General features: G+C 58.9%; 18 protein-coding genes and 1 pseudogene. 3 read left to right on the plus strand and 16 right to left on the minus strand.

Translation table 11 applies throughout. From position 1 onward, the window contains the following. Positions 1–7: 7 nt before the first annotated feature. Positions 8–2,014, minus strand: a complete 2,007-nt coding sequence (locus tag GGR23_RS17455; RefSeq protein WP_183367617.1) for an oxidoreductase — start codon at positions 2,012–2,014, stop codon at positions 8–10. Positions 2,015–2,136: 122 nt separating this feature from the next. Between GGR23_RS17455 and GGR23_RS17460 the strand changes: the two genes are divergently transcribed. Further along, positions 2,137–3,156, plus strand: a complete 1,020-nt coding sequence (locus tag GGR23_RS17460) for a GlxA family transcriptional regulator (protein WP_183367618.1) — start codon at positions 2,137–2,139, stop codon at positions 3,154–3,156. A gap of 621 nt (positions 3,157–3,777) precedes the next feature. Here GGR23_RS17460 and GGR23_RS17465 read toward each other — a convergent pair. The 4 genes and pseudogenes from GGR23_RS17465 to GGR23_RS17480 all read right to left on the minus strand — a co-directional run bounded on the left by GGR23_RS17465 (position 3,778) and on the right by GGR23_RS17480 (position 6,594). Next, on the minus strand, positions 3,778–4,077 hold the full coding sequence (locus GGR23_RS17465) for an ArsR/SmtB family transcription factor (protein WP_425486195.1): 300 nt from the start codon (positions 4,075–4,077) through the stop codon (positions 3,778–3,780). Between the two features lie 127 nt (positions 4,078–4,204). Further along, on the minus strand, positions 4,205–4,846 hold the full coding sequence (locus GGR23_RS17470; protein WP_183367619.1) for an SDR family oxidoreductase: 642 nt from the start codon (positions 4,844–4,846) through the stop codon (positions 4,205–4,207). Positions 4,847–4,936: 90 nt separating this feature from the next. Beyond that, entirely contained in the window at positions 4,937–5,908 is a 972-nt protein-coding gene (locus tag GGR23_RS17475) for an LLM class oxidoreductase (RefSeq protein ID WP_183367620.1), read from the minus strand. A gap of 287 nt (positions 5,909–6,195) precedes the next feature. Beyond that, a pseudogene (locus tag GGR23_RS17480) lies at positions 6,196–6,594 on the minus strand (RidA family protein). A 159-nt stretch (positions 6,595–6,753) separates the two neighbouring features. Here GGR23_RS17480 and GGR23_RS17485 point away from each other — a divergent pair. Then, entirely contained in the window at positions 6,754–7,341 is a 588-nt protein-coding gene (locus GGR23_RS17485; RefSeq protein WP_183367621.1) for a TetR/AcrR family transcriptional regulator, read from the plus strand. 29 nt (positions 7,342–7,370) lie between these two features. Here the strand turns inward: GGR23_RS17485 and GGR23_RS17490 are convergent, their stop codons facing one another. From GGR23_RS17490 to GGR23_RS17520, 7 genes are all read right to left on the minus strand, one after another. Next, positions 7,371–8,030 (minus strand): RraA family protein, encoded by a 660-nt coding sequence (locus GGR23_RS17490; protein WP_183367622.1) that lies wholly within the window; start codon positions 8,028–8,030, stop codon positions 7,371–7,373. Between the two features lie 23 nt (positions 8,031–8,053). Then, positions 8,054–9,007, minus strand: coding sequence for a YeeE/YedE thiosulfate transporter family protein (locus GGR23_RS17495; RefSeq protein WP_246365728.1), 954 nt, complete (start codon positions 9,005–9,007; stop codon positions 8,054–8,056). Between the two features lie 77 nt (positions 9,008–9,084). Beyond that, complete coding sequence (acuI, locus tag GGR23_RS17500; protein ID WP_058096419.1) at positions 9,085–10,071, minus strand: acrylyl-CoA reductase (NADPH); 987 nt, start codon at positions 10,069–10,071, stop codon at positions 9,085–9,087. A gap of 363 nt (positions 10,072–10,434) precedes the next feature. After that, positions 10,435–10,878 (minus strand): hypothetical protein, encoded by a 444-nt coding sequence (locus GGR23_RS17505; protein ID WP_183367623.1) that lies wholly within the window; start codon positions 10,876–10,878, stop codon positions 10,435–10,437. 76 nt (positions 10,879–10,954) lie between these two features. Continuing rightward, positions 10,955–11,527: a hypothetical protein gene (locus tag GGR23_RS17510; protein WP_058096417.1), complete on the minus strand. Its 573-nt coding sequence runs from the start codon at positions 11,525–11,527 to the stop codon at positions 10,955–10,957. A 158-nt stretch (positions 11,528–11,685) separates the two neighbouring features. Continuing rightward, on the minus strand, positions 11,686–12,522 hold the full coding sequence (locus tag GGR23_RS17515) for an SDR family oxidoreductase (protein ID WP_210297006.1): 837 nt from the start codon (positions 12,520–12,522) through the stop codon (positions 11,686–11,688). Positions 12,523–12,616: 94 nt separating this feature from the next. Then, positions 12,617–13,294, minus strand: a complete 678-nt coding sequence (locus GGR23_RS17520; protein ID WP_183367624.1) for a peroxiredoxin-like family protein — start codon at positions 13,292–13,294, stop codon at positions 12,617–12,619. 97 nt (positions 13,295–13,391) lie between these two features. On the opposite strand from GGR23_RS17520, the gene GGR23_RS17525 reads away from it, so the two are divergent. Beyond that, a complete protein-coding gene (locus tag GGR23_RS17525) occupies positions 13,392–14,291 on the plus strand; it encodes a LysR family transcriptional regulator (protein WP_183367625.1) in 900 nt (299 codons plus the stop codon). Positions 14,292–14,320: 29 nt separating this feature from the next. Here GGR23_RS17525 and GGR23_RS17530 read toward each other — a convergent pair whose 3' ends face one another. From GGR23_RS17530 to GGR23_RS17545, 4 genes are all read right to left on the minus strand, one after another. Then, positions 14,321–15,565, minus strand: a complete 1,245-nt coding sequence (locus tag GGR23_RS17530) for a sensor histidine kinase (protein WP_183367626.1) — start codon at positions 15,563–15,565, stop codon at positions 14,321–14,323. 2 nt (positions 15,566–15,567) lie between these two features. Beyond that, positions 15,568–16,266 (minus strand): response regulator, encoded by a 699-nt coding sequence (locus GGR23_RS17535; protein ID WP_183367627.1) that lies wholly within the window; start codon positions 16,264–16,266, stop codon positions 15,568–15,570. Between the two features lie 19 nt (positions 16,267–16,285). Beyond that, complete coding sequence (locus tag GGR23_RS17540) at positions 16,286–16,819, minus strand: cytochrome b (RefSeq protein WP_082657961.1); 534 nt, start codon at positions 16,817–16,819, stop codon at positions 16,286–16,288. A 77-nt stretch (positions 16,820–16,896) separates the two neighbouring features. Beyond that, positions 16,897–17,388 (minus strand): Spy/CpxP family protein refolding chaperone, encoded by a 492-nt coding sequence (locus GGR23_RS17545; RefSeq protein ID WP_183367628.1) that lies wholly within the window; start codon positions 17,386–17,388, stop codon positions 16,897–16,899. Positions 17,389–17,546 lie beyond the last annotated feature (158 nt).

Consider the following 17,546-nt stretch of genomic DNA (forward strand, 5'->3'; position numbering starts at 1 on the left):
CCGGCTGTCAGATCGATTGCCCAAGCACCCGCCCCTCGTAAATGGCGGCAACGGCAAGGCGCGGAGCCAGTGCATCGCCGATCAGCTCAACGCCAAGCTCGGAATGGGTTTCGCGAAGGGAGTCATGAAGCCAGGTATCGGCCACGTTGGTCGTAGCCAGCACCAGGCTGTCGGCGGCGATCCGCTGCTCCGCCCCGTCCAGGTTGTTGCGAACGCGTGCCGATTTCCCCTCCCAGGCTGTCACGCAGGATTCCGTTATCCAGGAGCCACCCGCTTGGCGAAGACGCGCACGGGCAATCTTGTCTCCGCCGGTCCTTCGAAGAAACTCGCCCAATGTCGCCCAACCGGTCACCACCGTAACGCGATGGCCGCGCCTTGCAATCTCAAGCGCCGTGCCCAGACCACGCCAGTCCCCGGTGTCGTCCACCAGGATCACATGCTCGCCCAGGCGCGCCGCGCGCGTCATCACGTTTTCCACCGACCACACATTCGGCTTCTCCACGCCGGGCAGGGTGGCCATATCGGGAAGGGAACGCTGGAACCCCGTTCCTGCGGGCTGGGAGCCCGTTGCCACGATCACCCTGTCCGCATCCCATGCGGCAATCTCGTCCGGATCGAGCGGCGCATTCATCAAGATCGTGACTCCAAGCCTGTTGAGCTGGCGCTCATACCAGGCAAGCAGATCCAGTATCTGTTCCCGGCGCGGCTGCATTCCGGCCAGGCGGAACTGTCCTCCAAGCTGGGCTCCGGCTTCGGCCAGAGTAACGCGATGCCCGCGCTCGGCCGCCACGCGGGCTGCTTCCAGACCGGCTGGACCGCCGCCGACAACCAGCACCTTCTTCGGCGCATCCGTCTTCACAAAGCGATCCCCGCCCCATTCGAATTCCCGTCCCGCTGACGGATTCACGAGGCAGGAAATCCAGTAATCGCGCGAGCGGCGGCCCCAACACATCTGGTTGCAGGAGATACAGCCCCTCACCTCGTCGTGCCGCCCATCAGCGACCTTTGTCACCCAGTAGGGGTCGGCGATCTGACCCCGCACGATCGATACCATGTCGGCTTGGCCGGATGCGATGACGGCAAGGGCATTTTCCGGCGTTCGCAGATGGCTTTCAGCCTGCACGCGGGTGTGTCTGCACACGGACTTCAGTGCTTCGGCATAGGGTGCGCCGAGCTTGTCCGCATAATGGAAAGTCGGGATGATTCCGCCATAGTCGAAGTAGCTGCCCGTCCCGCAGGTGATGTAATCGATGAGGGCACGTTCGTCATGGTAACGGGCAATCTCCTGCAGGGTTTCCGTCTGCATGGCTGCGTCGACGGATTCATCCACGCTGGTAGCCATCCCGATGATGAAATCATCGCCCACGGCTTTCCGAATGCGGCTTGTTATCTCCGTCGAGAAGCGCATCCGGTTGAGGAAGGTACCGCCCCAGCGGTCATCACGGCGATTGGACCATGGCAACCAGAACTGGTCTATCAGCGCATGATAGGCTCCGAACAGCTCTATGCCATCGAAACCGGAGGCCTGCGCCCGCAGGGCAGCTTCGACGAAGCAGGATATGATCGTCTCGATTTCGCTGTCGCTCATGCGATGGCTGCCATCGCCATCATGATAGGAAGGCAATCCCGACGGAGACCAGTTTGCTGCATAGGACAGGTCATAGTCTCCATGCTGGCCGACGTGATAAAGCTGGTGGATCATGACCGATCCTTCGGCCTTGCAGGCCTCCGTGATCCTCCGGAATCCCGAAATGACGGCATCGTCCTGGTGGCGGAAGTTTCCCCGGGTCAGCCGGGCCGTCTGGTGAACGGGTATTGGCTCGACGACGATCATTGCCGCGCCTCCTCTGGCCCGTTCCAGATAATAGCCCAGATGCCGGGCGCCCGGCAGCCCGTCCTCCGCCATGTTGGCCGTATGTGCGCCGAAGTTGACGCGGTTGCGAAGCGTCCTGTGCCGCAGGGTCAGCGGCTCGAACAATTTGGATGTCGGTTGCACGATGACGTTCCCCCTCATGATCCTCGCCAGACGGCTGGCCGTGAAGACAGAAATTACGTCTTCGGGCGAACGGGGATTGAACAGGCGTCTCCAATAATTGAACATGCGTGCCAATCAACCGAAGCGAAGCGGGACTGAGGATGACGCAGCCCACAACCCGGCAGAGACCGGAAAAGCGAAACCTGCCCTACATGCGGATTGCGATCGTCCTCTGTCCGGGCTTCACCTTGACCCCCATGGCCAGCTTCGTCGACGCCCTGCGCCTTGCCGCAGACAGGGAGGACCGAAGTCGTCAGATCTATTTCGCCTGGGAGTTTCTCTCGATTACCCCCGAGCCGGTGAGAGCGAGCTGCGGACTGGAGGTAGGCCAGCAAAAGGCGCTGGCTGACATCGATGGCTTCGACGGCCTCGTCGTCTGCGGCGGTCTTCTCTCGGAAATGGACGGCTTGCCCAGGAGCGCGTTTGAGCCCATACGCCGTGCAGCCGAACGTGGCATTCCCGTCGTCGGCCTTTGTACCGGCAGTTTCATTCTGGGCCAGTGCGGCCTCCTCGACGGAAGGCGGTGCGCGCTGCACTTCGAAGTCCTCACCCGGTTCCAGGATCGGTTCCCGAAGGCCAGTGCCACCAGCAGCGAAAACTACATCGCCGACGGAAACATCATAACCTGCCCGGGAAGCGTGGCCTCCATAGAGGTTGCGGCTTATCTCATCCGTCAGTTCTCCGCGCCGCACTACGCCGCGAAGGCCTACGACTATCTCTTGTTCCGTCCGGGAACGGTGCGCCTTCGCGCCAGTCTCGGCCCTCTGGGAGAAGCCGTTGCAAAATCTGCGCGTCTCACTCAGGAGGCCGTTCGTTTCATGGAGCATCGGATGGACCGGCCTTGCGAGATAAGCGAACTATGCGCGTCGCTCGGCGTCAGCCGCTCCGTTCTCTACCGCTGTTTCCGCCGCGATCTGGACTTGAGCCCCCTCGAGTTCTGGAGGGAAATGCGCCTCCTGGCCTGCGCCGAACTGCTCCAGCGGGGCAGGCATGGCGTGACCGAAGTCGCCTACATCTATGGTTTTAGCGATGTGTCCCACTTCTGCCGCCTGTTCAAGGCGCGCTTCGGGCTAAGCGCGGGGCGCTACCGTTCCACCATCTCCGCACGTCCTGCTGTCTGAGGGACGCCGACCTTCATCATGCAATGATCTGCCCCGGTCGCAGCCGATAACGACACCCGGATCGCAAGAAGATAGATCCGAAACCCATTTTCCTGTCTTCTGCTTGCAGTTCGTATGTTACGGGAAGCAAGATCCGTGTTGATGGTGGCTTGATCGGATCGGTTTGAGTTTTTGGGATCTGGTTGTTGGACGCAAGAAAGCCCGCCTTGGTTTTACCGTTGCGGGCTTTTTGTATGTCTGGGGATTTGGTTGCGGGGGCAGGATCTAATCTTCACTTGTTGCCCGAGCAAGTAAAGATGGTTGCGGGGACCGGCGTCGATCATAACTTGCGATCGACGCCGGTAAAGATGGTTGCGGGAGGGCGCAACCATCTTTACTTGCGAGCCTCTTGCAATAAACCGTCGATGGTCACCGCTGAGGAAGCTGTAGGTGAAGTCCAAAGCTTTCTCACAAATCTTTTTCAGACAGCAGCTTAGAGGAAGGACGGAGCCGGGTGGTGGGGGCGGCGCTATTCTTCCTTCAATTTCCCTAGTCTTCGAGAATCTGGCAGGTGCAGAGAGAGCACCGCGAACTCAGCGTAGAAGCATCTGGGGGAATCGTGCAGACGAGCTGCTACGGATCTCAAATCAGGTCATGCAACTCTTTTAAGAACGCAGCGATGTTCTCTTCGTTACGCTTATAGTACGTCCAAGGCCCGACCCGGCGCGATGTAACCAGCTTTGCGCGTTGCAAAGCCGTCAAGTATTGCGAAATGGTCGATTGGGATAAGCCAGCGCGCTCCTGGATGATGCTCACGCATACCCCAACTTCGTCGGGATCGACATCCTGTTCGGGGTAGTTCTTTCGTGGCTCCTTGAGCTTGGCCAGGATTGCCAAGCGAGCTGGATTGTCGAGTGCCTTGAGGGCTTCACTGACATCGATAGCCATGATCTTCCGCCGTAGAGATTTTTCACGATATTACGATACCTCGGTATCGTATGCAACGGACCGCCAATCTTCACGACCAGCAGGAATCCAAACCGGTTCCCGCTGGCTGACCGTGAAGGGGCTAGTACCACGAGGGCTTGTCGCCTTCGGTGCCGGGCTTGTTGACACCGACTGAACCGCGCACATAGCGCGTCGGGTCCAGCGACAGTTTCACCACGAGGTCGGCGATACTCTTGCGGGACACTTCCGTGCCCTTAAAGGGCTCGCCCTTCTGGGTAAGCTCATACTCCACCTCGTCGACGTCGGTGAGCCACGCCGGCCGCACGATGGTATAGTCCAGCTTCGAAGCCTCGATAACCTGAGCAGCCGCGCTGTAGGGCTCCAGGTATCCCCCGTCGAGCATCTGGTGATTCCACTTACCGAACTCCCCTGGGACCTCGTCGTAAATGCCCAGGGTCGATATCCAGATCAGGCGACCGACACCCGCCGCTTCCAGTGCCGCGACGACTGACCTTGCCTGGTCTTCAATGTCGTCCCCTCCCAGATTGGCATAGACGATGTCCTTGCCTTCTACGACCTGTCGCAGGTGGTCGGTGTCGGTGACGTCACCCTCAACAATCTCGACGCGATCTCCTGCCAGATTTCGCAGGCGCTCGGACCTTCGCAGATAAAGGGTCAGGTCGAGACCTTCCTCATCGACAAATTGACTCACCGCATGGCGCGCTATCTTGCCGGCAGCGCCCAATACCAAGACCTTGGTCATGACGTATCTCCTTCTTTGACGATCTCCACCATTGGAGAATTGCTTTGAATTGCTGTTTTCGGGACTTCGCGCCCCATGACATGTACCGGCTCAGGCAGCTTGGGCGCCAAACCGGGGCACGATGTGCGAGCCAAGCTCTTCGACGACTTCGGGAGCTGGTCGACGACCGTATTTGAGATTGAGGATGACGTGATCCACACCGATCCCCTCGAGGGCTTCCAGCAGCTTCAGGAGATAGTCTCTCCCAAGCCTGAACCCCAAATGGATCGGAGTCGGAGGCGTCGCGGGATGCGTGTCGAGATCGATGTAAAGGGACTGGAGGAATGGCTTGTAGACGTCGCCCACTTGCGTCGCGACTGTCTGGCGCCAGCTCTCCACGACTTGCTGCTGCGCCTGAGGCGGGCGTGGATATGTTATCCATCCGCTGCTTTCCCGCGCGATCCATTCAAGCGATTGACGACTGTTTCCGGTCACGAAGAACGGAATTTCATTCGTCGTCGGTTTCGGGATCAAGTCAGCGTTTGCGAGAAGTCCGCGACCCCATTGCAGGGTTTCGAAGCTGGTACGCTGCGCGCGCCGAATGATATCCAAGTTCTCGCGAAAGATTTCTCCCCGTTTATCAGGATCCAACCCGAAGGCGGGAAATTCGACAGGTCGATCACCCGACGCGACGCCTAGAAGCAGCCGGCCCTCACTGAATTGGTCCACGCTAGCTGCGGCCTTCGCTGTATGGAGGGGATGGCGCAGGGGGATCGCGATTGATGCGGTGCCGAGCGCAATTTTCGACGTCTGTGCGGCGATGAAGCCGAGATAGACCCACGGATCGAAAACTTGCCCTACATCGCCAAAGCTCGGGTCGCGCAAGGGCACATCGCGAAACCAGAGCGTTGAAAACCCCAGCTCCTCCGAGCGCTTTGCCAGCTCAACCTGGTTGCGCATGGTTGGCATATCGCCGTCAAACGCTTCGATAGGGAAAAACAAGCCGACGCTGAGCTTTCCACGCCTGAACGTGTGCCGGAATCCGCGGTGCTGATCGTAGGAGATTGGACTGGGTTGATACATGGTCTGGATTCCGTTCGCTGTCGTTGATCTCCTCATCACAATAACTGGATATCGGGATTTATCAATATCCCAAAACATAGAAATGCGTCGCTCGGCCAGTGTCTCTTGTAGTGCATAAGGAGTTTATGGTGGCGATCCGGCAAATCGGGTTACGTAACTCCACACGCGGATCGCCGACCTCCCGTTATACCGGCCGAGGCGGCCGACCTATCTGCCGACCGCTGCGCAACTTAGGCGAGCCATGGTCCGCCCGAGTACGCTTTGTCGCGGTAGCGGCCTAACCTGCGTCAGGCTCCGGTAGGAATGCGAGCAATAACTTTGATCTCGAAGTCGAAGCCGGCGAGCCAGTTGACGCCGATGGCCGTTCAGTTCGGATACGGAGCTTGCGGGAAGGCTTCGTTCTTCACGGTCATAAATGTTTCGAATTGCCTCTCGGGATCGGTGTGGAAGGTCGTCACGTCGACGATGTCGTCGAACGTGCAGCCCCCGGCGGCGAGAGTGGCGCGCAGGTTGGCGAAGGCGAGGCGAACCTGCTCGGCATAGTCCGGCTCTGGTGAGCCATCAGTTCGGCTACCGACTTGGCCAGACACGAACAGCAGATCGCCAGAACGGATCGCAGCCGAATATCCATGAGCTTCATAGAGTGAGTGGCGGTCAGCAGGGAAAACAGCTTGAGGCTGGGGCATGACATGGTCCTTTCAGGTCTCTTCTCCCGCATAAGGCCGATCGGGCCGCGGGACTTCACAGCAACTGGCACATTTGATATACGAGCCGTATGTGGAATTAATTCATATACGGCCCGTATGTCAACCTGCATACGGACCGTATATGAGAAGAGGTTGGACATGCCCCCCCGAAGCCGCGTCGAAACGATGGAAGAGAATCGTGCCAAGCTAATCGCGGCAGCGCGCAAAGCGTTCGCAGAGAAAGGATTTGCCGCATCGTCGATGGACGACTTGGCCGCCGATGCAGGGCTGACGCGAGGCGCCCTCTACCATAATTTTGGCGACAAGAAGGGCCTGTTGGCCGCCGTCGTTGCCGAGGTCGATGGAGAGATGGCAATGCGTGCGCGAAAGGCAGCGTTAGGGAAGAAAAGCGGGTGGGAGCAATTGTTGGCGGAAGGCGTTGCCTATATCGAAATGGCACTTGAACCCGAAGTCCAGCGGATCGTTTTACTGGATGGCCCGGCCTTTCTGGGCGACCCATCGCAATGGCCGAGCCAGAATGCGTGTCTCCAAATGACGAAGCAGGCCGTCACCGGGTTGGTCTCAGATGGGACTATCAAGCCGGTAGATGTTGATGCAGCATCTCGACTGCTTTCGGGCGCAGCGTTGACGGCCGCCTTGTGGGTAGCGGCGAGCGAAGAACCGCGAGCGGCTCTTCCCAGAGCCGTTGAGGCGTTTCAATTTATGGCTTCGGGACTTCTGGCGTAGTCAGGCTAGCTGCCCCCTACGCCCACCCGTCATGCCTTGTCGCTTGCCGATCCGCGGTCGCTCGCCGGGAGTTCGCCGCGGATGACGTCAAGATAGTAGCTGTCCTGCGCCTGGACTTCCTGTGCCGCCTTGAGCGCTTGACGCGCAAGCCCGGCCGGAAGGATGACCGTACCGGCACCGTCGGCAAATACGTAGTCGCCGGGGACGACCGTTACGCCCGCGAGATTGACGGGTTCGTTTACTGCGACAGGCATTAAGTCCCCCGTTCCAGCCCTTAGCGTGGTCCCCCGGCAATAGAAGACTGGTTCGTAAGTCGCGAGTTCCTCGAAGTCGCGCAGGCGACCGTCTGTGATCATGCCGGCGAGTTCCAGATTGTGCAGCCGCGAAAGTTTCGTTCCGCCGCCAACCGAAACGTCCGAATGGCCGCTGCTGTCCAACACGAGAACCTTGCCTTTGGGTGTTGCGCCGACGGCCTCGTAAAACAGACGGGAGAAGCTGTTTACATTCTCGTCGAAGAGATCATCGCGCAATGGCAGCATACGCATGGTGACGGCCGGCCCAAAGAGCACCTTCCCAGGCGTCGGAGAGACGAGATCGAGCACGTGGGCTCGGTGGTTGCAGATGCGCCCAAGGGCATCACAAACAGATGCCGATGTCACGGATTTCCAAATGTCGTCGATATCTTCCATCATTCGGTCCTTTCAAACTATGCTCAATCGCCCCACGCCATGGCTTTGGAGCCAAAGCCTGCGATAAGCGTGGCCAATACGCCGACGATGACCACATATGCGAGCAATGCCTGCCAAGCCGCCCCTGGGAATCCGGTCAGCAACAGGGTGTCATTGCCACCTGGAATGAGCACTGCGCCCAGGCCCATAAGAATTCCGCCCGTCAGATGACGTAGCATGCCGCCCCAGGTCGGAAGCTTGAAGCGGAACGCTCTGTTGCGAAGAAGTGAAGAGGCGATGCTCCCCAAAGACATTCCCATCACAGCGACCGCACCGGCAACGGGCACGCTCACCACGGCCTCGATGGAGGCCGTTATCGAGAAAAGCGGCGCTACGCTCGCGAGCGTTGCAAAGCTTACGCCAATCAGGCCCATGGAAACGGTAAGAACACGGAAGTTGGCACGGTCGCGACGGGCGAGAAAAAATCGGATTCCAACGACCACAATGATCAGCCCAACGAACAGCATGGCGCCCCCGAGCAACGGCAAGCTCAGCGGAGGGTGCTCAGGAAGTAGTTTTGCGATCGGTTCGACGAAGGTGACAAGGAAGATGCCCACAAACACCAGGCTGACCTGGATATCACCGTTGCCGATATGGCCAATGGATCCGAAAACGCAGGCGCCATTTACGTAGCTGCCAAGCGCGAAAAGGATTGCACCCGCAAGCAGATATTCTATCGGTAGCCAACCTGCGGGCATGAACGGTGCGACGTCAAGAATGGCGTAGACAACTCCCGCCCATAGAGCACTTTCCAGCAGGGCAATCGATCTGGCAGGCCGCTTACGCAACACCCAGTCGGCCGTAGCGATCACGGTGCATATCGAACCGCGATTGAGCGCAAATCCGAGGATGAACGCGAGCGCCGCAATCAACAATGCGCCCAGCCAGTCTGTTGCGGACATGCTGGAGAACGATAGTTCAGGGAAAATGCTCGTCATTTCATAACCATTGCTTGGGCGTCGCGGCGCGTGTCGCTACGCTGATATCATTGGACAAGTTGCTCGGCAGTCGCCGTTCATCCTATGTCGACGACCACTCGCCCACGTATCTTGCCTTCCAGTATATCGGTTGCGGCCGACTGCACGTCGGCAAGCTGAATGGAACTGGTCATGGCGGCCAGCTTGTCACGGTCGAGGTCACGGGCGATCCGATCCCAAGCTTCCAGTCGCAAAGACTTTCTTGCTCTCACCGAGTCGATGCCGAGTAGTGCCACACTTCGCAGTATGAAAGGAGCGACAGAGGTTGGCAGATCCATGCCACCGGCAAGGCCGCAAGCAGCGACGGCTCCGCCGTATTGAATGCTCGAAAGAAGATTGGCCAAGGTGCTGGAGCCGACCGAGTCGACTCCGACCGCCCAACGCTCTTTTGCCAGCGGGCGGCCCGGACCTGAAAGCTCGGAACGCTCGATAATCTCGGTCGCTCCGAGTTCACTGAGATAATCCGTTTCGCTGACACGTCCCGTCGAGGCAACAACGTGCCAGCCGGCCTTGGCGAGAAAGGCGATAGCCATCGAGCCGACGCCCCCAGCCGCGCCTGTCACGATCGCTGGGCCGTCAGCCGGGCTGCACCCGTGCCGTTCCAGAGCGAGTACCGACAGCATTGCGGTGAAGCCCGCCGTGCCAACTGCCATGGCCTGAGATGGCGTAAGCCCCTTCGGCAGCGGAATAAGCCAGTCGCCGCGGACCCTTGCTTTCTCGGCATAGGACCCCAAGTGCGTCTCGCCGGTCCCCCAGCCGTTGAGGATAACACGATCACCCGCCTGAAAGTCAGGGTTGTCGGAAGCCTCCACGATACCCGCGCAGTCAACTCCCGGAATCATGGGAAACCGGCGCACCACCGGGCTCTTGCCGGTCAAGGCCAACCCGTCCTTGTAGTTGAGCGTGGAGTGGGTCACCCTGATTGTGACGTCACCATCCATCAGATCGGCGACCTTGAAATCCTTGAGGGCGACAGTCTGGCCGTCGTCGGTCTTTTCTATAACCAGCGCCTTGAAACTACTCATGAAGATTTCCTCCCCAGCAACCGAAAGCCCCGAACGAAGTCGATCACCTTCTCAGTGGACATCTCACAGGGCTTGAGCGACGTGTTGCCCGACCCCAGACGATACATATTGAAACTGACGATATCGGCTCCCGCCAATTCGCGAGCGAACAGGCTGTTGCGCCGCCCGTCGTCAGATCGACGGACACTGACGCCATACCGCCTGCCCTGGTAAACACCTTCGCTGTAGCCCGAAGGCAAAGCGTCTAGTGCAGTTTCGAAATCACCATTTCCATCAACGTTCTCGCACGTCGATCGCACCGCGCATCCGTAACGCTGGCCAGGACCTTTTCCGAGAGCCACTGGATCGCCGGTCGTCCGATCGCTAGGCAACATCTTCGACCACCAGCTTCCGCCCCTTGAACTCCACCGTTTCGCCAGTTTGCGCGCCTTCAAGTGCTTCGAAGATCGGGGCCATCGTAGAAATCCCCATCATCTCGCGACCGTCGATTGTGAATCTGCCGGTGGACACGGCTATGACGAAGTCGCGACCCGATAGCCGGACGAGAGCGCCAGCAGTTACGGTCGACTTCGGGCCAAAGTCGATCTTTCTCAACGTTTCGAGCTTGTCGCCATAGTCGTGAAGGGTGTCATCGAGAGCCTCGGAAAAATCGCTCGCTGTTTCAGCCTGGGCTTGCTCATCGTTTTCGATCGGCTCGCTGCGATCTAGCCGAGCGTCTGCAACATAGTCGAGATACTCTTCCCGGGCGCTCTGAAAGGCGGCAGCTTCAAGCGAAAGCATGGTCTCTTTGATCAGGTTCTTGTCCATCATTGCTCTTCCTTGGGGTCTGATTGTCTGGGTTCTGACGACCGGCCATGGACGCTACCTGATGGCCGGACGGTGCTCACTCGTCGTCGGGGAGTTCCGTGCCCTGATATGGAATCCGGTTCAGTCGGGAATCCCGCAGAATGCTCGTGACCAGCCACACATACGACTGCTCCGCGGTGTCAAAGCCGAGCACCGAGTACGATTGACCGAACGGGCAGTCAGGAAAGTCCGGGAAGCCTATACGCAGTACGTAGCGCTCGGGATCGTTATCGAACTCCCGCTTGTAGACTTTGCGTAGGCCGTATCTGCTCGGGACATCGTTGTCGCCAACGACATCCGTGTCACGCTTTGCGAGCAGCCGGTCGGCCAATCCACTGTTGCCGATCTCCTCGAATATATCGAATGCATCCACCAGCAATCCCTTGCTTTGGGACTCTCGGTCGGAGATGGCATAGATGTTTGAAGCATCCTCCCCATCCCGGCCGCTCACCAAGCGGAGGGCGGAGTCGACTTGGATGTTGCTCGTCTCGAGCTCGGAGCCGAGCGCCAGATCAAAAAGTCTGCCATCTCTTATGCGGTATTCACGCTCATAACCTTGGCTTACGAGCTGGTTCACCGCTTCAACAACATCAGATACTCTTAGTCTCATCTGCATCTCCTTTGGTGTTATTCGCTCATCAGGGGCGCCCGGAAGTATCAACGAACACCATGCTTATGATTGCATCCTGACGAACGAATTCCCAATGTGCTGTGACTATAGTTTTCATACGGAGCAGGCATGTCGCGCCATGCTGGCGCGATCACTTCTCAGGCGTTCCAGCCGCCGTCGACGTTGAGGTTTTCGCCGTTGATGAAGGCAGCATCCGGGCTGCACAGGAAAGCGATAGCTGCGGCTATTTCCTCCACCTTTCCATAACGGCCTACACTTGTGAGCCCCACGTTCGCATCATAGCCTGGTGTCCCAGGAGGAGGTGCAAGCTCGGTGTCGATCGGGCCTGGCTGGATGCCGTTGACGGTCACACCAGTCGGGCCTAGCTCGCGCGAAAGCCCGCGGGTGAAGCCACTCAGTGCGAACTTGCTGGCGATGTAGAGCGTGACGCCAGCGAGGGGCGCCGCTTCGCCGAAGGCCGAGCTGATATTGATGATACGCCCCCATCCAGCCTGTACCATACGGGGTGCAAGCTTCTTCGTCAGTTCGACGGGCGCACGGATATTGAGATTGAAATGAGTGTCGTAGGCCTCCTGAGAGGACTCAAGAAACGGGCCGAATTCGACGGTGCCTGCACTGTTCACCAGGATATCGACCCGACCGCTGAAGGCTCCTCCGAAAGCTGTGTCAGCGGAAGAGGCCAGTACCGCGATACCGTCGAGAGTGGTGAGGTCGGCACGGACTGCTTCTGCCTTGCCGCCGGTGCGACGAATCTCTTCGACAACCGCGTCGGCGCGCGCCGCGCTAGCAGCGTAATTGACAATAACCGAGGCGCCGTCGTTAGCCAGGCGGATTGCTGTCGCAGCGCCCATCCCTCTGGAGGAACCGGTGATAAGGGCGAGCTTGTTTTCGAGAGGCTTATTCATTTGAAAATTTTCCTTACTGGATTCTGGATTTCGAGCGCGATCGGAGCAGCGGGCGTCGATGCGAACCACGCGGCGTTGTCCTGGACAGCGGGTTGGTAACGGGACGTCTCTGGCGCAAACCGGCTTTACGGGCGGGCGCCAGAGGTTCAACCGAAGATGAGACTCAGGCGAGGACCGATGAATTCAGTCGCTCAAGCACCGGCAGCAGTATGGATGGGTCCGGTCGGCGCGTGTAATCGGGATTCACCTCGGCGTAGGCAACAACGCGGTCGCCGCCGATGACGTAGCGTGCAGGCATGGGCAAAACCCATGACGGATCGTCGTTTATGGTCGGCAAATCGTTGCCGAACGTTTTGTAGAGATTGACGAGATCACTCGGCAACGCAAAGCGAACGCCGAAGGCCGCCGCAACTTTGCTTCCCTTGTCGCTGAGAATCGGGAAGTTGAGACCGTTATCCCGCCTCGACTTGCGACTGTTTGAAGGCGTCTGCGGCGAGATGGCGACGAGCTGCGCCCCACGAGATTCGAATTCAGGACGTGTCGCTTCGAGCGCCTTCAGGTCTATGTTGCAGTAGGGACACCAGACGCCTCGATAGAAGCTGACGATCAATGGACCGTTTGCCAGCAGCTCCTGCGAACTGACAGCGTTTCCGTCCGCACCCTCCAGCTTGAAATCCGGCGCGACTTCGCCCGCCTTGAGTGCGCGATCAGCCAGGCCGCTTTCTATCAGGTCGGCCGTCGCTCGACGCATCGTGTCGAGTTGGGCCTGGGTCGGCTTTCTCGGCAGCTCTCCAGATTCGAACCTCTCGCGGAACGCATCAAGTTGGTCTTGCAACGTCATGGCTTTCTCCTTCGTGGACCTTACGGAAGGAGGATGTATTTTATTTGTGTATCTGTCGGTATAAGCTCATTTTGAAGAACATTTATTCGGAATCCAAATGAGTGACCGATGGCAAGAACTGAGCGTATTTGTCCGTGTTGCTGAAGGGGGTAGCTTTTCGCGCGCCGCGCGCGAGTTGCGTATGTCGCAGCCTTCGGTATCGCGTATCATCAGAGAGCTGGAAGCACGCCTTGGCGTGAAGCTGCTCCTTCGCACGACACGCCACCTCTCATTGACGAATGCTGGCGCGATCTTCCTGGAGCGTGCAAAACCTGTGATCAATGACTGGGAGGATGCGGAGGATGCCGCACGCGGGGCGGATTCCCTGCGCGGTGTGATCCGGATCGCTATGCCAGTGATGTACGGTACGCGGGCGGTTATTCCTTGCATGCCGCTCTTTCTGGCGATGCATCCGGATCTTCGCGTTGAAATCACGATGTCTGACGAGCGGCAGAACCTCGTCACCGATGGAGTGGATCTTGCCATTCGCGTTGGCACACTTGACGATTCAAGCTTTGGAGCGAGAAAATTGGCCACCCTCAAACGGATGGTCGTGGCCTCACCGGCCTATCTGGAACGGCGGGGCGTCCCCAATAACCCAGCCGATCTGTCCAATCACGACTGCATATTGGGGTTGGGTGGCGTTGGTCGCGAGGATTGGAGCTTCCGACGCAGTGGGACTGTGACCTCGGTAAACGTTCAAACTCGCTTCCAGGTCGATTCCGCCTCGGGAATCCTTGCCAGCGCTATTTCCGGGCTAGGAATTTGCATGGTCTCCGATGCGATGGCTTCCGCTGAACTGCGCTCCGGAACACTTTGCCAGGTTCTTTCTGAGTACGAGATGAAAGGTGATGACATCTTTGCCGTCTTACCAGGTGGACCGCGCCCATCCGCAAAAGTGAAAGCTTTGATCGACTTCCTGATCATAGAATTGGCGAATGTCCATCAAGGCTTTTGAAGAAACGTGTGAAAGCGGTCGCGCCACCCCTATGCGCCATCGTGCTTGTCGACATCCTTTTCCGCCATCGGCAAAGAGACGACGAAAAGCGCGCCTTTGCCCGGCCGAGTATCAACCCTAACCGTACCGCCGTGCCGCTCTGCGATTTGCCGGACGAGGGTTAGGCCGAGGCCCCACCCACCAGCGGCTTCCCCGTAGCCGCCTGGACGGTAGAAGGGCTCGAAGACCTTGCTGACGTCGTTGGCCGGGATACCGGGACCATGGTCGCAGACTGCAAGTTGCGCTCGACCCTTCACATGCGACACCGAGATTTCAACCGGCAGTCTGCCATGGCGCATTGCGTTCTGTACCAGATTGCGCACCAATTGGTGAAGCAGACGCCTATCGCCCAGCACCTCCATTGAAGTGCCTGAGACCTCCAGTCCTGATCGCGCGGCCTCCTCGGCCACGAGAGCCAGTAGATCGATCCGCTCACTCGGATCGGTAATATCGGTGTGGCTCAGTCGGCTGGAGAGCAGAATTTCACCGACCAGCGTGTCGAGTTCATCGAGGTTGCGGTAGATTTCCTCACGCCGCTCAACGCTCGGATCGTGCTCATACAGATCCATCACCAACCGCAGCCTGGCGAGCGGTGAGCGCAGTTCGTGGCTGGCATTGGCCAACAGCGTATGATTGGATGCAATCAACGCCTCCACGCGCGCGGCTGCATAGTTGAAGGTTTTGGCCACGACTGCGATTTCATCACCTCCCTGGACTGGAGCGCGCGCCGACAAATCGCCTGTACCCCATGCTTCGACGTTCCGCCGTAAAAGTTCAAGGCGCTTCGTCAAGTGATGAACCACTGGCCAGGCCAGCAGCGCGGTAAGGCTGCTCACAACCAGGAGCAAAATAAGAGGATTGCCGCGCGGCGGGCCAAAGGGCGGCTGTAGCCTGACAACCAGCGTCCGGCCCTCAGATAGCGCGACCGTGATGGGATCGAACCCTGGTGCCGGCGGTGTGGATGGCTGATAGCTCGCGAGAGCTAAGCCGTCGGCGTCACGCACGGTCAGCTCTGCCCCAGTTGCCATTCCGAGACGGTCCAACGTGGATTGAAGCGTTACGGAGTCGGCGTCTTCTGGCAAGGCGGCAGCGAGCACCGCGGCGCGTTCGGTATAGAGATTTCGATCATTCCCAAATCCGACCAGCCACACCACAGTTGCGATTCCGGTGACCGCGAGAAGCGCGATGCTGCCAAGAAGCGTCAGATAGATCTTGAGAAATAGGCGGCTGGTCATAGTCAGCCGTTCTCCTCCTGTCGACGGGCGAAGACATAGCCCGCCCCGCGAACGGTTACGATGCGGCGGGGATGTTTCGGATCGTCCTCGATGGCTGCGCGGATTCGGGAAACATGCACATCGATCGAGCGGTCGAAAGCCTCGCTCCCGATCCCGCGCACCCGATCGAGCAACTGGTCGCGCGAGAGGATGCGCCCGGCGCTCTCTCCGAGAGCTAACAAGATATCGAATTGATGCCCGGTCATGTCGCACCGTATGCCGTCGAGCCTGGCTTCACGCGATCCGGGGTCGATCTCCAGCCGACCGAAATGCAGAACGCCGGGTGCGTTCACTCCACCGGTGCGGCGGCGCAGCACGGCGCGAAGGCGGGCTAGTAATTCACGGGAGCTGAAGGGCTTGGGCAGATAGTCATCGGCGCCGATCTCCAGACCAACGATGCGATCGGTCTCATCACCCTTGGCGGTCAGCATCAGCACCGGCACGTCCGACGCCGCGCGTATCCGGCGCAGCACATCGAAGCCATCCAGATCAGGTAGCATTACATCAAGGATCACCGCGTCCACCCTGTGGCGTCCGGCCTCGGCCAGCCCTGCCGCAGCATTGGCGGCAGTCTGAACCGAGAATCCATTCCCTTGGAGATAGTCACGCAGCATGGCGGAAAGCCGCGTATCGTCGTCGATGATCAGGATTTGCTCCGCCATACCTCGTCCTTTCCCTCATTTAACCGGAACGTGCGTACCACATGCGCCGCAAAATACTGTCGCGCCGAACAAACTGATGGTAAAGCGCCGCGCCGACATGTGCCGCGATAAGAAGAACGATGAGCAACGCGCCGACACCATGGGCGGTGCGTGGAGCAAATTGGGTGAAATCGGGAAGGGTCCCGTAACCGCCGAACAGGGCATTTCCGGCGCCGCTTACCACCAGCAACGCTATGCCGCTGCCGAGCATAAGAAAGAGGATGATATAGAGTAGAGCGTGGACGGCCCGCGCGCTTCTTTCCTGCCATCTTGGTACACCTAAAACCGGTCCGGGCTTACAGTCCATCAGTCGCCACCAAGCAATACGGACAACTGTCAGCACAAGGACCGCGGTCGCCATGGGAACATGCAGTTGCAGCAACCGTGCCTTATCGGCGGAATCGACCGCCATTGCTGCTGCGAAGCCCGAGCCGACCGCCACGAAGACCGCGACCGCGCTGAGCCAGTGAATTGTGACGGCTACGCCGCCATAACGGTCATTACGACTTTTCATTTGAGGTGAACTCCAAGAATCTGGGGACTGAGTAGCGTCGGCGTCAAATGACCTTCCGGCGTTGACGCCGTTCGCATTCAGTTGCCCCCAAAGCCGTGACCAAAACCGCTACGCCGCCTAATGAGTTCTGCTCGTTGCTCGGCCGTGAGTACCTCTGCGACATCAAGGAATGCCTCTAGAGCCCGGGCTGAAACGGTGTCACCGGTTTCGAGCATTTCCTGACGCAGGCTTTCAAAAGCCGCAGCCTCGATGGTTTCGGCTGCAAGGAGCGATGCGAACTGCTGCTTGCGAGTGCCAGCTTCCGACATTCTCAAGCGTATTTCGGCGCCCGCTTCATCGAGAATGCTGCGGATTTGTTCACGCTGTAAGTCGGTTGCATCGACCGATACCAGCGCCTCCTCAAGCACCGAGCTGGCGAAGTGCCCAGAAAAGCCTGGACCGAACCCTCTCATCGGATTGAAAGGGCCGTGCGCTTGTACTGCTCCGATAGCCCCGATGAGACCGAGCCCCCCGACGACAACTGCGCTGGCCAGAAGCGTCACACGAAAGCGGCTACGTTCTTTTGCCATGTCATGTCTCCTTGTCAGCCACGGCTTGATTGCCGCGACGAACCGAAGATGCTGACCCGGCGTTTCCGCCGTTCATGGCCTATGTGAAGATTTGTGAAGTGATGGAGTTGTTCAAAACACAAGCGATGGCTGCGCCGTCGTGGTTAGGCGGAAGAGAC

This window comes from Gellertiella hungarica (assembly GCF_014197145.1).
GTDB classification, from domain to species: Bacteria; Pseudomonadota; Alphaproteobacteria; order Rhizobiales; family Rhizobiaceae; genus Gellertiella; species Gellertiella hungarica.